Annotated in this window: 12 protein-coding genes; 10 read left to right on the forward strand and 2 right to left on the reverse strand. The window is 69.5% G+C overall.

Annotated features, from left to right (window positions below):
• The first annotated feature begins 24 nt into the window (after positions 1-24).
• The 10 genes from folC (at position 25) to OG386_RS28315 (ending at position 12,492) form a co-directional block, all read left to right on the forward strand.
• Positions 25-1,563 (forward strand): bifunctional tetrahydrofolate synthase/dihydrofolate synthase, encoded by a 1,539-nt coding sequence (folC, locus tag OG386_RS28270; RefSeq protein WP_405787229.1) that lies wholly within the window; start codon positions 25-27, stop codon positions 1,561-1,563.
• A 3-nt stretch (positions 1,564-1,566) separates the two neighbouring features.
• Positions 1,567-1,935: a DUF4233 domain-containing protein gene (locus tag OG386_RS28275; RefSeq protein ID WP_030008576.1), complete on the forward strand. Its 369-nt coding sequence runs from the start codon at positions 1,567-1,569 to the stop codon at positions 1,933-1,935.
• Positions 1,936-1,999: 64 nt separating this feature from the next.
• The gene (gene ndk / locus OG386_RS28280; RefSeq protein WP_030008577.1) at positions 2,000-2,410 is read left to right on the forward strand and encodes a nucleoside-diphosphate kinase; all 411 of its coding nucleotides are present in this window, start codon (positions 2,000-2,002) and stop codon (positions 2,408-2,410) included.
• Between the two features lie 296 nt (positions 2,411-2,706).
• Positions 2,707-3,726: a rod shape-determining protein gene (locus OG386_RS28285; RefSeq protein ID WP_030008578.1), complete on the forward strand. Its 1,020-nt coding sequence runs from the start codon at positions 2,707-2,709 to the stop codon at positions 3,724-3,726.
• Positions 3,727-3,859: 133 nt separating this feature from the next.
• Positions 3,860-4,801, forward strand: a complete 942-nt coding sequence (mreC, locus tag OG386_RS28290; RefSeq protein ID WP_328790444.1) for a rod shape-determining protein MreC — start codon at positions 3,860-3,862, stop codon at positions 4,799-4,801.
• Between the two features lie 13 nt (positions 4,802-4,814).
• Positions 4,815-5,522, forward strand: coding sequence for a rod shape-determining protein MreD (mreD, locus tag OG386_RS28295; protein WP_327385418.1), 708 nt, complete (start codon positions 4,815-4,817; stop codon positions 5,520-5,522).
• Positions 5,523-5,535: 13 nt separating this feature from the next.
• Entirely contained in the window at positions 5,536-7,716 is a 2,181-nt protein-coding gene (mrdA, locus tag OG386_RS28300) for a penicillin-binding protein 2 (RefSeq protein ID WP_328790445.1), read from the forward strand.
• 8 nt (positions 7,717-7,724) lie between these two features.
• The gene (rodA, locus tag OG386_RS28305; RefSeq protein ID WP_328790446.1) at positions 7,725-8,924 is read left to right on the forward strand and encodes a rod shape-determining protein RodA; all 1,200 of its coding nucleotides are present in this window, start codon (positions 7,725-7,727) and stop codon (positions 8,922-8,924) included.
• 49 nt (positions 8,925-8,973) lie between these two features.
• The gene (locus tag OG386_RS28310; protein ID WP_328790447.1) at positions 8,974-10,494 is read left to right on the forward strand and encodes a CYTH and CHAD domain-containing protein; all 1,521 of its coding nucleotides are present in this window, start codon (positions 8,974-8,976) and stop codon (positions 10,492-10,494) included.
• A 72-nt stretch (positions 10,495-10,566) separates the two neighbouring features.
• Complete coding sequence (locus OG386_RS28315) at positions 10,567-12,492, forward strand: TIGR03960 family B12-binding radical SAM protein (protein ID WP_328790448.1); 1,926 nt, start codon at positions 10,567-10,569, stop codon at positions 12,490-12,492.
• 414 nt (positions 12,493-12,906) lie between these two features.
• On the opposite strand, the gene OG386_RS28320 is transcribed toward OG386_RS28315, so the two are convergent.
• Positions 12,907-13,272 carry a hypothetical protein gene (locus tag OG386_RS28320; protein ID WP_328790449.1) on the reverse strand — a complete coding sequence of 122 codons (366 nt, stop codon included), beginning with the start codon at positions 13,270-13,272 and terminating at the stop codon, positions 12,907-12,909.
• 14 nt (positions 13,273-13,286) lie between these two features.
• Positions 13,287-14,543, reverse strand: coding sequence for a helix-turn-helix domain-containing protein (locus OG386_RS28325; protein WP_328790450.1), 1,257 nt, complete (start codon positions 14,541-14,543; stop codon positions 13,287-13,289).
• Positions 14,544-14,684: the final 141 nt, after the last annotated feature.

Raw genomic sequence — 14,684 nt, forward strand, 5'->3', positions numbered from 1 at the left:
GGTCCCCGTCCGTAGACTGGCCCTGTGAGTGACCAGCAGCCCGAGAGCCACGACCGCGACGACAACGACGACCTCGCCGCCTCCTTCGACGAGTTCGACCAGATCGTGGCGGAAGAGTCCGACCGCGACCCCGACCTGGCGGTGATCGAGGCCGGTAGCCGCACCCTGCGCGCCCAGGCCGGACCGCCCCAGGGCGACCCGGTACCCGCCCGGCCCGTCGACCCCGAGGTCGCCAAGGCGCTGCTGGAGGTGGAGCAGGAGCTCGCCACCCGTTGGGGCGAGACCAAGCTGGAGCCCTCGGTGTCGCGGATCGCGGCGCTGATGGACGTGCTGGGCGAGCCGCAGCGCGCGTACCCGTCCATCCACGTCACCGGAACCAACGGCAAGACGAGCACGGCCCGCATGATCGAGGCCCTGCTCAACGCCTTCGAGCTGCGCACCGGGCGCTACACCAGCCCGCACGTGCAGTCGATCACCGAACGGATCAGCCTCGACGGGGCGCCGATCACCGCCGAGCGGTTCGTCGAGACCTACCACGACATCAAGCCGTACGTGGAGATGGTCGACGCCGCCGAGGAGTACCGGCTGTCCTTCTTCGAGGTGCTCACCGGAATGGCCTACGCGGCCTTCGCGGACACCCCGGTGGACGTGGCCGTCGTCGAGGTCGGCATGGGCGGCAGCTGGGACGCGACCAACGTCATCGACGCGTCCGTCGCGGTGGTCACCCCGATCAGCCTGGACCACACCGACCGGCTCGGTTCCACGCCCGGTGAGATCGCCGTGGAGAAGGGCGGCATCGTCAAGCAGGACGCGACCGTGATCCTGGCCCAGCAGCCGGTGGACGCGGCGCAGGTGCTGCTGAAGAAGGCCGTCGAGGTGGACGCGACCGTGGCCCGCGAGGGCATGGAGTTCGGCGTCGTTTCGCGCGAGGTCGCGGTCGGCGGCCAGCAGCTGACGCTGCGCGGTGTGGGCGGCGAGTACGACGGCATCTTCCTGCCGCTGTACGGCGCGCACATGGCGCACAACGCGGCGGTGGCGCTGGCCGCCGTCGAGGCCTTCTTCGGGATCGGCCAGGAGCACGCCCGGGTCCTGGACCTGGACACCGTGCGCAAGGCCTTCGCCTCGGTGTCCTCGCCGGGCCGCATGGAGGTCGTGCGGCGCAGCCCGACGGTGGTCCTGGACGCGGCGCACAACCCGGCGGGTGCGGCGGCCACCGCGGAGGCGGTCACCGAGTCCTTCGGCTTCAGCCGGCTGATCGGGGTCGTCGCCGCGAGCGAGGGCAAGGACGTGCGCGGGGTGCTGGAGGCCTTCGAGCCGATCTTCGCGGAGGTGGTGGTGACGGAGAACTCCAGTCACCGCTCGATGGGCGCGGACGAGCTGGCGGCCGTCGCGGTCGAGGTCTTCGGTGCGGACCGGGTGCAGGTGGAGCCGCGACTGGACGACGCCCTGGAGGCGGCGATCACCCTGGCGGAGGAAGAGGCCGAATACGGAGGGGCCGGGGTCCTGGTGACCGGTTCCGTGATCACGGTGGGCGAGGCCCGCCTGCTGCTGAAGAGGGGCTGAGGGATGCGCACGCTGTGTGCGAGCACGCTGATCGGCGAGTTCTTCGTGATCGGCTTCGCGGGGCTGGTGGCGATGAAGGACCCCGATCTGACCCAGGCCACGGTCTGGACGGTGTGCGGGATCACCATGCTGCTGTCGGTGCTGCTGTGCGGGATGCTGTCGCGTCCCGGGGCGGTCCAGCTGGGCTGGGCCCTGCAGATCGGCCTGATCGTGAGCGGGTTCGTCGTGCCGACGATGTTCTTCCTTGGCGCGGTGTTCGCCGGGCTGTGGTGGTGCTCCGTGCACTACGGCCGCAAGATCGACACGATCAAGGCGCGCTGGGCGGCCGCCCAGGAGGCGCAGGGGGCACCCGGGGCGCCTGACGCTGCGTGACGGGTCCCCTGATCGGCCCTGTAGATTCGCCCTACCGCACCCGTTTGCCGCAAGGAGCCGCAACATGACCCAGCGCACCCTCGTCCTGCTCAAGCCCGACGCCGTCCGTCGTGGTCTGGTCGGCGAGATCATCGGCCGCATCGAGCGGAAGGCCGGCTGGACCATCCCCGCACTGGAGCTGCGTACGCTGGACCAGGAGACCCTGGAGGCGCACTACGGCGAGCACAAGGGCAAGCCGTTCTACGAGCCCCTCATGGGCTTCATGGCGAGCGGCCCGATCGTCGCCCTGGTGGTCGAAGGCGAGCGGGTCATCGAGGGTGTCCGCCAGTTGGCCGGACCCACTGACCCGATCGCGGCGGCGCCGGGCTCCATCCGGGGTGATTTCGGCACGATCACGCGTGAGAACCTGATCCACGCCTCGGACTCGGAGGAGTCCGCCGAGCGTGAGCTGAAGCTGTTCTTCCCGGCGCTCTGAGCACTCTTTCCTGACGGAACATCAGCCGAATAGCGCTCACGACCTGGGGCGACCGAAGTAATTTCGGTCGCCCTACGGTATTTCCGGGTCGCAGCGGGAACGCCTGGGCAGGACACGTCGTCACCACTAAGGGGGCGGGGATCCATTCCGGCGGGATTGCCGGAGTCCCGTCGCGCGGTCTTCGTACTTGCGGCACTACGATGGGGCCTCCACCCACACACCCACCTCGCCGACCTGACAGCAGCCGCTATCAACTGGAAGGCCAGACGCTCCTCATGGGGAACAAGGGGAACAAAATGTCGTTCATCGGCCGTGACATGGCGATCGACCTCGGGACCGCCAACACGCTGGTGTACGTGAGGGGCCGGGGGATCGTCCTGAACGAGCCGTCCGTGGTCGCCATCAACACGAACACCGGTGGCATCCTGGCGGTCGGCTCGGAAGCGAAGAAGATGATCGGGCGCACGCCCGGCAACATCGTCGCCGTACGGCCCCTCAAGGACGGCGTCATCGCCGACTTCGAGATCACCGAGCGCATGCTCCGGTACTTCATCCTCAAGATCCACAAGCGCCGCTACCTGGCCCGCCCGCGCGTGGTGGTATGCGTTCCCTCCGGCATCACGGGAGTGGAGCGACGCGCCGTCATCGAGGCGTCCACGCAGGCCGGCGCCCGCCAGGTGCACATCATCGAAGAGCCCATGGCCGCCGCCATCGGCTCGGGCCTGCCCGTCCACGAGGCCACCGGCAACATGGTCGTGGACATCGGCGGCGGCACCACGGAGGTCGCCGTCATCTCCCTCGGCGGAATCGTCACGGCACAGTCCATCCGGGTGGCCGGCGACGAGCTCGACAACGCGATCATCCAGCACATCAAGAAGGAGTACTCGCTCCTCCTCGGTGAGCGCACGGCCGAGCAGATCAAGATCACCATCGGGTCGGCGTACGACCTCGACAAGGACGAGCACACCGAGATCCGCGGTCGTGACCTCGTCTCCGGCCTGCCCAAGACGGTCGTCATCTCGGCCGCCGAGGTGCGCAAGGCCATCGAGGAGCCGGTCAACTCCATCGTCGACGCGGTCAAGACCACGCTCGACAAGTGCCCGCCGGAGCTCTCCGGCGACATCATGGACCGCGGCATCGTCCTGACCGGCGGCGGCGCCCTGCTGCGCGGCCTCGACGAGCGGCTGCGCCGGGAGACCGGCATGCCGATCCACATCGCGGAGGACCCGCTCGACTCGGTCGCGCTCGGCTCCGGCAAGTGCGTCGAGGAGTTCGAGGCCCTCCAGCAGGTCCTGGACGCCCAGCCCCGTCGCTGACAGATGCCCCTCCCTGCCGGAGGGGCCATGCGGAACACAAGGATCCGCCGTACGGGTGCTACCGGGCCCGTGCGGCGGATCGTTGATATACAGGCAAAAGAGAAATCCGACGAGGAAGGCACGGCCGCCGCACGTGAGGGACACACGAGAAAGCCGGCTGCTCCTGGTGCTTCTGATCGCCATCGCGTTCGCACTGATCACGGTGGACATCAGGGCAGGCGAGGAGTCGCCGGTCGACGGTGCCCGGCAGGCCGCCGCAGCGGTCTTCGGCCCGGTCGAGGAAGGTGTGGCGACCGCGGTCGACCCGGTCGCCAACGCCATAGGGGCGGTAAGGGAGTCCGGCGAGCGCCACAACCGCGTCGCCACCCTGGAACGCGAGAACGCGGCGCTGAAGGCCAAGCTGGGCAGCGAGGACCAGACCCGCAGCCGCATCCACGAGCTCGACGAGATGCTCAAGCGGGCCGGTGCCGGGCAGTACGGCATCAAGGGCGCCGAGGTCATCGCCATAGGAGCGGCCCAGGGCTTCTCCTGGACCGTCACCATCGACGCCGGCAGCAAGGACGGCATCGAACGCGACATGACCGTCCTCAACGGGGACGGACTCGTCGGACGGGTCAGCACCGTCGGACCCGACACCGCCACCGTCGTCCTCGCCAACGACCCCGACTTCACCGTCGGCACCCGTCTGGAGAAGACCGGTGAACTGGGCTTCGCCACCGGCCAGGGCGACCGCGCCCTGTCCGTCCAGATGCTCAACGGCAAGGCCAAGGTCAGCCCCGGCGACCGGCTCGTCACCTTCGGCTCGCGCGGCAACAAGCCCTTCGTGCCCGGCGTGCCGATCGGCGAGGTGGTCAAGGTCGACCCCTCGCGCGGCGACCTGACCCGCACCGTCTGGGTGCGTCCGTTCGTCGGCTTCTCGCGCCTGGACATCGTCGGCGTCGTGGTGATGCCGCCGCGCGAGGACCCCCGCGACGCGGTCCTGCCGCCCAAGCCCGAGGCCCCCAAGCCCACCCCGACGGTCACCGTCACGGTCACCCCGTCCGGGTCCGCCCCCGCCAAGCCGGCCGACGACTAGGAGCAGACCACGCATGCGCTTCAACCGGATCCTGCTCTCGGCCACCCTCATCGTGGTCGCCCTCGTCATCCAGGTCACCGTCCTGGGCCGACTCCAACTGCCGGGCGCCGTGCCCGACCTGCTGCTCCTCACGGTCGTCTCGCTCGCACTCGTGTACGGGCACGTCAGCGGTGCGCTCATCGGCTTCGCCGCCGGTCTCCTCGCCGACCTGGCCCCGCCCGCCGACCACGCCGCCGGGCGGTACGCGCTGGTGCTGTGCGTCATCGGCTACGTCGCCGGGCTGACCCGCCCCGACGGCGGCCGGTACCGCTCCGCCTGGGGCCCGATGCTCACCGTCGTCGCCGCCGCGATCGGCTCCACCCTGCTCTACGCGGGCGTGGGCGCCCTCGTCGGCGACACCGCCGCCCGCCACGTAGGCCTGACCGGGCTGCTGTTCACCGCGACCCTCTACGACCTGCTCCTCGCGCCGTTCACCGTGCCGTTCATCATGGCCCTGGCCCGGCGCGCCGAGAACGACCCGATGGCCGTCGAGGCCGGCGGCGGCCCCGCCAACAAGGCCGCCGACGTCTCCGCCGGCTGGCTCGCCGGCGGAACGGGCCTGCGCATCGGCAGCCAGCGCGGCGGCCTGCGCCTGAAGACCGCGCGCTCGCGGGCCAACAAAGCCGTCCGTATAAAGGGGGTCAAGGCGGTCAAGGGTGTGAAGAGCGTCAAAAAGCTGTGAGGGAGGAGGAGTCGTGACCAACGTTCCGGAGACCGGCCGAACCTCCCGGGTGCAGATCAGGCTCGTCATGATCCAGGTGCTCGTGCTCTCGATGCTGCTCACCCTCGGCGGGCGGCTCTGGTACCTCCAGATCCGCAACGGCGACGAGTACTACCACGAGGCGAAGAGCAACCACGTCCAGCGGGTCGTCCAGCCCGCCGTGCGCGGCTCCATCCTCGACGCCCGCGGGGTCCCGCTCGCCGACAACGAGACCCGCCTCGTCGTCTCCGCCAGCCGCACCGCGCTGATGAAGATGAAGGACAAGGGCAAGGGCGTCATGACCCGCCTCGCCGACGTCCTGGACATGACCCCCAAGGAGGTCATGGACAAGGTCCGGCTCTGCGACTCCCAGACCCCCGCGCCCTGCTGGAACGGCTCCCCCTACCAGCCGATCCCGGTCACCCTCGAAGCCACCACGCAGCAGGCGTTGCAGCTGCGCGAACGCCCGGAGGACTTCCCCGGCATCACCGCCGAACCCACCGCCGTCCGCCGCTACCCGGCCCCCGGCGGGGCCCGTACCGCGCAGGTGCTCGGCTACCTCTCGCCGGTCACCGACGAGGAGATCCAGAAGGCCAAGGACTCCGACTCGCCGCACCTGCGTTCCGACCAGGTCGGGCGCTCCGGCATCGAACGCACCTACGACAGGCAGCTGCGCGGCAAGGCGGAGGTCACCTCGTACGAGGTCGACAACCTCGGCCGGGTCATGGGCCAGACCAAGTCCGACCCGGGCGTGGCCGGATCCACCCTCGTCACCAGCATCGACGCCCGGGTCCAAGCCGTCGCCGAGTACGAGCTCCAGGACGCGATGAAGGTCGTCCGCAACGAGACCGACAACATCACCGGCCGCAAGTACGAAGCCGACTCCGGAGCCGTCGTCGTCATGGAGGCCAAGACCGGCCGCATCGTCGCGATGGCCTCCCAGCCCGACTACGACCCCAACACCTGGGTCGGCGGCATCTCCGGCAAGGACTACGCGAAGCTCACCAGCAAGGGCTCCAACTACCCGCTGCTCAACCGGGGCATCCAGGGCATGGCCCCCGCGGGCTCCATCTTCAAGGTGGTCTCCGCGAGCGCCGCCGTCCGGGCCGGCTACAAGTTCGACGACAAGTACAACTGCAGCAGCTCCTACAGCCTCGGCGGCCGGAGCTTCGCGAACTTCGAGTCCAAGGGGCACGGCCCGATCACCCTCGGGGACGCCCTCAAGTTCTCCTGCAACACCGTCTTCTACGCCCTGGGCCACAAGGAGTGGCAGCGCGACGGCGGCCTCAGCCCCAAGAAGGACGCCCACGACTGGTTCTACCGGACCGCCCGCGAGTTCGGACTCGGCTCCGAGACCGGGATCGACCTGCCGAACGAGGTCACCGGCCGGATCCCCGACCGGAAGTGGAAGCAGAACTTCTGGAAGGCCAACAAGAACGCCTGGTGCAAGCAGGGCAAGCGCGGCGGCACCTACGTCGAGCAGATCGCCTACGAGAGCTGCCTCGAAGGCAACCAGCTGAAGGCCTACGACAGCATCAACTTCGCCATCGGCCAGGGCGACGTCCTCGTCACCCCCATCCAGATGGCCACCGCGTACTCCGCCATCAGCAACGGGGGCACCCTCTACAACCCCACCGTCGGCAAGGCCGTGATCAGCCCCGACGGCAAGCACATCGAGATGATCAAGCCCCAGTCACACGGCAGGCTGCCGATCAACGCCAAGACCATCCGCGACCTCGACGGGGGCCTGCGCTCGGTCGTCGAGCCCGGCGGCACCGCCGCCTGGCGGTTCGGCGGCTGGCCGATGGACAAGATCCCGATGCACGCCAAGACCGGCACCGCCCAGGTCTACGGCAAGCAGACCACGTCATGGCTGGCGACCTACACCAAGGACTTCACGATCGTCATGACGATCTCCCAGGGCGGCACCGGCTCCGGCGCCTCCGGCCCCGCCGTCCGCAACCTCTACAACGCCATCTACGGTCTGACCATGGACGGGAAGCAGGACCTCAAGAAGGCCCTGCTGCTGGGCCCCGAGGCGAAGCTGCCCCGGATCGAGCCCGACGGCTCCATCATCCCCCCGGAGATCCGGCCGTACGTGCCGGCGTCCCCGGAGGATCTGGAGCCGGCCGTGCTCGCCGGGCCGCCCGCACCGCCCGCGGCTCGCCAGGACTAAGGGAAGACATGCAGACCGCCAACAAGTTCTCCGTCTCCCGGTACGCGCCCGAGCGCGGGGCGATGGCCAAGCTCACCGCCCGCGACTCGGTGGTGCGCCGGCTCGACTGGCCGATACTCCTCTCCGCGACCGCCCTCTCCTGCATCGGCGCCCTGCTGGTGTGGTCGGCGACCCGCAACAGGACCACGCTGAACCAGGGGGACCCGTACTACTTCCTGGCCCGGCACGCCCTGAACACCGGCATCGGCCTCGTACTGATGATCGGCACGATCTGGCTCGGCCACCGCACCCTGCGCGGCGCCGTGCCGATCCTCTACGGGCTCTCCCTGGTGCTGATCCTCGCCGTACTGACCCCGCTCGGCGCCACCATCAACGGCGCCCACGCGTGGATCGTCATCGGCGGCGGATTCTCCCTCCAGCCGTCCGAGTTCGTGAAGATCACGATCATCCTGGTGATGGCGATGCTGCTGGCCACCCGGGTGGACGCGGGTGACCTCGCCCATCCCGACAACCGCACGGTCGTCAAGGCGCTCTGCCTGGCCGCGGCCCCGATGGGCATCGTCATGCTGATGCCCGACCTCGGCTCCGTGATGGTCATGATCGTGATCGTGCTCGGCGTGCTGCTGGCCTCCGGCGCCTCCAACCGCTGGGTGGTCGGCCTGCTCGGAGCCGGCGCGAGCGGTGCCGTCCTGATATGGCAGCTCGGCGTCCTCGACGAATACCAGATCAACCGCTTCGCGGCCTTCGCCAACCCCGAGCTCGACCCGGCGGGCGTCGGCTACAACACCAACCAGGCGCGCATCGCGATCGGCTCCGGCGGTCTGACCGGCTCCGGGCTCTTCAAGGGCTCGCAGACCACCGGCCAGTTCGTGCCCGAGCAGCAGACCGACTTCGTCTTCACCGTGGCGGGGGAGGAGCTCGGCTTCGTCGGAGCCGGGCTGATCCTGCTGCTGCTCGGCGTCATCCTGTGGCGGGCCTGCATGATCGCCCGGGAGACCACCGAGCTGTACGGGACGATCGTGTGCGCCGGGATCATCGCCTGGTTCGCCTTCCAGTCCTTCGAGAACATCGGGATGACCCTCGGGATCATGCCGGTGGCCGGGCTCCCACTGCCGTTCGTCTCGTACGGAGGATCATCGATGTTCGCGGTGTGGGTGGCGATCGGCCTCCTACAGTCGATCAAGGTGCAACGGCCATTGTCAGCCTGATGTTCCGTTCACCCTGCCGACGTGATCCGTTCAGGACTAAGTTCGGTCTATGGCGGACACCAAGCGCGAAATCGAGCGGAAATTCGAGTTCTCCAAGGCCAAATCTGCCCGGCGCGGGGTGCCGGACCTGACGGGCACGGCCGCCATCGCGGCCGTCTCCGACCAGGGCACCATCGACCTCGACGCCGTCTACTACGACACCCCCGACCAGCGGCTCGCCGCCGACGGCCTCACCCTGAGGCGCAGAACCGGCGGCGCGGACGAGGGCTGGCACCTCAAACTGCCCGTCTCCCCGGGAGTGCGCGACGAGATCGGGGCCGCGCTCAGCGACACGGTCCCGCCCTCCCTCGCCGCCCTCGTCCGCTCCCGCGTCCGAGGCGCCGGACTCCAGCCACAGGTCAGGCTCCTCTCCTCGCGCAAGGTCAGCCACCTCCTCGACGCGGGCGGCGCCCTGCTCGCGGAACTGAGCACCGACGCCGTCGTCGCCGAGCGCGGCGAGACCACCGCCACCTGGACCGAGGTCGAGGTGGAACTCGCCGACGGCGTCGACCCCGAACTGCTCGACGCCGTGGAGAAGACCTTCCGCAAGGCGGGACTCCGGGTCTCCGACGCCCCCTCGAAGCTCGCCCGGGCCCTCGCCGAAACCGCGGGCGAGCCCCCGGCCCGGCCCGCGGGCGGCGGCCCCGAAGGCACCACGGGCGCGCACGTGCTCGCGTACCTGCGCGAACAGCGCGACGCGCTCGTCGCCCAGGACCCGGCCGTGCGCCGCGGGCTGCCGGACTCCGTCCACCAGATGCGGGTCGCCAGCCGCCGGATCCGCAGCGCCTTCAAGACGTACCGCAAGGTGATCGACCGGGCCGCCACCGACCCGATCGGCGAGGAGCTGCGCTGGCTCGCCGCCGAGCTCGGCGTCGACCGCGACCAGGAGGTCCTGCTGGAGCGGATCCAGAGCCACCTCGGCGAGCTGCCCCGCACCCTGATGATCGGGCCGGTCCGCAGCAGGCTGCGCGTGTGGAACACCGCCCGCCGCTCCGGCTCGCGGCGCCGGGCCCTGGCCGTGCTCGACAGCGCGCGCTACGTGGACCTGCTGGACTCCCTCGACGCCGTGCTGGACGCGCCGTCCCTGCTGAAGGGCGCCGACAAGCCCCCGGAGGCGGTCCTGCCGAAGGCGGTGCTCCGCGACTACGCGCGCCTCGCCGTCCGCGTCGAGAGCGCCCTCTCGCTCGCCGAGGGCGAGCAGCGCGACCTGGCCCTGCACGACGCCCGCAAGGCGGCCAAGCGCGTCCGGTACGCGGCCGAGTCGGCCGTGCCCGTACTCGGCGAACCGGCGAAGAACCTGGCCAAGGCGGGGAAAGCGGTGCAGAACCTGCTCGGCGACCACCAGGACAGCGTGGTGGCCCGCGGCGCCCTGCGCGGCCTCGCCGTCCAGGCGACGGCCGCGGGGGAGTCCGCCTTCACCTGGGGCGTGCTCTACGCACGCGAGGAGGCCCTGGCGGAGCGGCGCGAGAGGGAGCTTCCCGAGGTCTGGGCGAAGTTCTCCGACCCGGCGCTGCGGGCCGGCCTGGGATGATCATGTGGGTGGGGGCGGCTGAGCATCGAGGTACGCTTGAGAGCTGCCCCCTGCCCGCTTCACGAAAGTCGCGTGATGACCGAGTCGGTCTTCCCTCAGCTTGAGGCCCTGCTTCCGCATGTGCAGAAGCCCATCCAGTACGTCGGCGGTGAACTCAACTCCACGGTCAAGGAGTGGGAGAGCTGTGACGTCCGCTGGGCGCTCATGTACCCGGACGCGTACGAAGTCGGGCTGCCCAACCAGGGCGTCATGATCCTGTACGAGGTGCTCAACGAGCGCGAGGGCGTCCTCGCCGAGCGCACCTACAGCGTGTGGCCCGACCTCGAAGAACTGATGCGCGAGCACAAGGTGCCGCAGTTCACCGTGGACAGCCACCGCCCGGTCTCCGCCTTCGACGTGTTCGGCCTGTCCTTCTCCACGGAGCTGGGCTACACCAACATGCTCACGGCCCTGGACCTCGCCGGCATCCCGCTGGAGGCCCGCAACCGTACCGTCGACCACCCGATCGTCCTCGCGGGCGGCCACGCGGCCTTCAACCCCGAGCCGATCGCGGAGTTCATCGACTGCGCGGTCATCGGCGACGGCGAGCAGGCCGTCCTCGACATGACCGAGATCATCCGCACCTGGAAGGCCGAGGGGCGGCCGGGCGGGCGCGAAGAGGTCCTCCTCCGTCTCGCCAAGACCGGCAACGTCTACGTGCCGGGCTTCTACGACGTCGAGTACCTGCCGGACGGCCGCATCGGCCGTGTCGTGCCCAACCGCTCCGGCGTGCCGTGGCGCGTGTCCAAGCACACGGTCATGGACCTCGACGAGTGGCCGTACCCCAAGCAGCCCCTGGTCCCGCTCGCCGAGACCGTCCACGAGCGCATGTCCGTGGAGATCTTCCGCGGCTGCACCCGCGGCTGCCGTTTCTGCCAGGCCGGCATGATCACGCGCCCCGTGCGGGAGCGAAGCATCACCGGCATCGGCGAGATGGTGGAGAAGGGTCTGAAGGCCACCGGCTTCGAGGAGGTCGGCCTCCTCTCCCTGTCCTCCGCGGACCACACCGAGATCGCCGACATCGCCAAGGGCCTCGCCGACCGCTACACGGACGACAAGGTGGGCCTGTCCCTGCCGTCGACCCGTGTGGACGCGTTCAACGTGGACCTGGCCAACGAGCTGACCCGCAACGGTCGCCGCTCCGGCCTGACCTTCGCCCCCGAGGGCGGCTCCGAGCGCATGCGCAAGGTCATCAACAAGATGGTCTCGGAAGAGGACCTGATCCGGACCGTCGCCACCGCGTACGGCAACGGCTGGCGCCAGGTGAAGCTGTACTTCATGTGCGGCCTGCCCACCGAGACCGACGAGGACGTGCTCCAGATCGGCGACATGGCGGTCAACGTCATCGCCAAGGGGCGCGAGGTCTCCGGCCAGAACGACATCCGCTGCACGGTGTCCATCGGCGGGTTCGTGCCCAAGCCGCACACCCCGTTCCAGTGGGCGCCGCAGCTGTCGGCCGAGGAGACGGACGCCCGCCTGGGCAAGCTCCGCGACAAGATCCGCGGCGACAAGAAGTACGGCCGCTCCATCGGCTTCCGCTACCACGACGGCAAGCCGGGCATCGTCGAGGGCCTCCTCTCGCGCGGCGACCGCCGCATCGGCGACGTCATCCGCGCCGTGTACGAGTCGGGCGGCCGCTTCGACGGCTGGCGCGAGCACTTCAGCTACGACCGCTGGATGGAGGCGGCCGAGAAGACGCTGCCCGCCTACGGCGTGGACGTGGCCTGGTACACGACCCGCGAGCGCACCTACGAGGAGGTCCTGCCCTGGGACCACCTGGACTCCGGTCTCGACAAGGACTGGCTCTGGGAGGACTGGCAGGACGCCCTCGACGAGACCGAGGTCGACGACTGCCGCTGGACCCCGTGCTTCGACTGTGGGGTGTGTCCTCAGTTCGACACATGGCCACAAGTGGGACCGACGGGTAAGAAGCTGCTCCCGCTTGAGGTCAAGAAGTAGCCGTGACCAGCGGTGACGCCGTCCAGAGGATGGCTGAGACGCTCGCTGGCATGAGCGAGGCGGAGCGTACCGAGATCCTTCGAGGGCTCGGGACGAAGGAGCGCGAGCAGGCTGCCCGCTCTGTGCGGCGTACGCCGCTCCCTGCTCCTCGGCAAGATCCGGGCATTGTCTCGGCGGTCGAGTGGGTGTAGCTGAAGAGAGGCGTCCGGGCAGTCACAGCCGGGCGCCTCTCGCCTGTCCTGAGTGAGGCGGGCTCACCGGCTGCGAGAGGGGCTGTACGCCCCCACTGGGTCGGATGCCACCCTCGGGGGCTGTTCGCCCGGCACGCGCCCGCGTGGCGGTCCTGGGCAGGCTCAGCCCCCGGCCCGGCGGGTATGCACCGCTCGCTCCGGGGGCTGTCTCAAGCGGCCAGGATCAGGAGGCAGCCTTCTCGATGGCCTCGAAGATGTCGGCGTCAGTCTCCTGCTGCCACTTCGGGAGGTCCGGCCAGTCGGCGACGTAGCCGGGCTTCGGGTCCTCGAAGTGCTTGAACATCTGAGCGGTCCAGCAGGTCGCGACGAACCGGCCCTTCTGCTCCCGGGACAACCGGGAAGCGTGGCCACTGCTGATCTCGATGAACTGGCGGACCTGCTCGTAGACGGAGCCTGCGGCCTCGCGCTCCCACTGGGGAGTGTCGTCCCACGGGGTCACGTAGCCGGGCTTCGGCTCGCCTGGGAAGTGCTGGTGGACGCCCGTGATCCACGCTTCCCGGAACAGTCGTGCACCTTCGATCTGCGACATGCCATCCCCTCTCGTCACTGCGTGCTCAGCATGGCGATCTCTGCCCCCAACTCCGCTACGCGGTGGTCCCCGGCCAGGGGGCCGAACTCGCTGCACAGGGCTTGGAGTCTACGGGCGACGTAGCCCGAGGCTGAGGCTTGCGCCAACTGGATGGCTTCCCGCCCGTACAGGACGACTTGCTCGGGGTCACGTCGCTTGGCACCGATGGCGGCGAGATCAGCCAGCACGGCACCCCTGCGCCGGTAGGACTGCCCAGACGCAAGCACGGTCTGTTGCAGCGCTTCGGTCAAGGTCTCCTCCGCCAGGTCAAGGCGACCGAGCTGCACGTAGCGCGCGCCCCTCTCCTCCGCCAACCGGGTGCCATCGAAGCGCAGCCATCCACCGTTGGTGCTGTCCGGGGTCAGGTCCCTGACCCGCTCGGCCTGGTCGAGCGCCTGCTCACACCCGGCCAGGTCTCCGAGGCCGGCGTACGCCTCGGCCTGGACTGAGGCGACCCAGTGCCGCGTGGCGAGGGTGCTGTCTCCTCTCCCTGCCAGCCTCTTGGCCAGTGACAGGAGCTGCGCAGCCTGGCGGTATCGCTGCTCCGACATGTCCACGTAGGCGTGCCGCACCAGGGCGCAGGCCCACAGGTCGAAGGCTCCGGCGTCCTTGCTGACGGAAGCTGCCAGGGCGTAAGACGCCGCCGCGTCGGTGTATCGGTTGGCATCGAAGGCGACTTCTCCGGCGAGTTGGAAGAGGTCGGCTGCCGCGTTCAGGAGCGGCCGGGAGTTGCCTCGGGTGTCCGTTGCCAGGGCTTCGTTCAGCGTGGCGAGCTGGTCTCGGACGATGGGGTAGACAGAGCCCTTGGAGCGGGCCAGTTGGTAGACCTGCCACAGGTGGCTGTTCATCCGCGCGAAGTCGGATGGTGCGCCCCTGCGCACCCCGTCCGTGAGGGCTTCGGCCTCATCCAGAGGCAGGGCGGTGAGTGCTCCGCTGACTGTGAGGATGCGGAGGAATTCGCGGCGGATCATTTCGTCGGGGTCTCCCGCGCCTGGGTGGTCACTGGACTGCTGCCCTGTGGCCTCCTGGCTGGCGGCTCGGGGCTGCGGCAGGAGGGCGTCAAGCTCGATGAGAGTGACTTCGAGGGCACTGGCCAAGCCCCGTCGCTGGGGTGGCTGGGGTTCGATCCTGCCGCTCTCCCAGCGTCCAACCGTTGTCCGGTCTACCCCGAGTAACTGAGCCAATTTCTCCTGACTGTAGCCCAGGGTCCTGCGCCGTTCCGCCAGTCCCATGACGGCCCCCTCCCATGACCTGAACCTACGTCGCTGCCGTGCACGGATCTGCGTCAAGACTGCCGCATCGATGCCGTAGAGAGTCCGGACTCCCGGCGGTTTCCTTGGGGTTGTCGCAAACGGCACGGGCGAGAACCTGCG

Source organism: Streptomyces sp. NBC_00273 (genome assembly GCF_036178145.1).
Classification (GTDB): Bacteria; Actinomycetota; Actinomycetes; order Streptomycetales; family Streptomycetaceae; genus Streptomyces.

Bases quoted from the DNA above. Each gene is read 5' to 3' on its own strand.
- OG386_RS28275 (WP_030008576.1), top strand. From the start codon at position 1,567: ATGCGCACGCTGTGTGCGAGCACGCTGATCGGCGAGTTCTTCGTGATC.
- ndk (WP_030008577.1), top strand. From the start codon at position 2,000: ATGACCCAGCGCACCCTCGTCCTGCTCAAGCCCGACGCCGTCCGTCGT.
- OG386_RS28285 (WP_030008578.1), top strand. From the start codon at position 2,707: ATGTCGTTCATCGGCCGTGACATGGCGATCGACCTCGGGACCGCCAAC.
- mreD (WP_327385418.1), top strand. From the start codon at position 4,815: ATGCGCTTCAACCGGATCCTGCTCTCGGCCACCCTCATCGTGGTCGCC.
- rodA (WP_328790446.1), top strand. From the start codon at position 7,725: ATGCAGACCGCCAACAAGTTCTCCGTCTCCCGGTACGCGCCCGAGCGC.
- OG386_RS28310 (WP_328790447.1), top strand. From the start codon at position 8,974: ATGGCGGACACCAAGCGCGAAATCGAGCGGAAATTCGAGTTCTCCAAG.
- OG386_RS28320 (WP_328790449.1), bottom strand. From the start codon at position 13,272: ATGTCGCAGATCGAAGGTGCACGACTGTTCCGGGAAGCGTGGATCACG.
- OG386_RS28325 (WP_328790450.1), bottom strand. From the start codon at position 14,543: ATGGGACTGGCGGAACGGCGCAGGACCCTGGGCTACAGTCAGGAGAAA.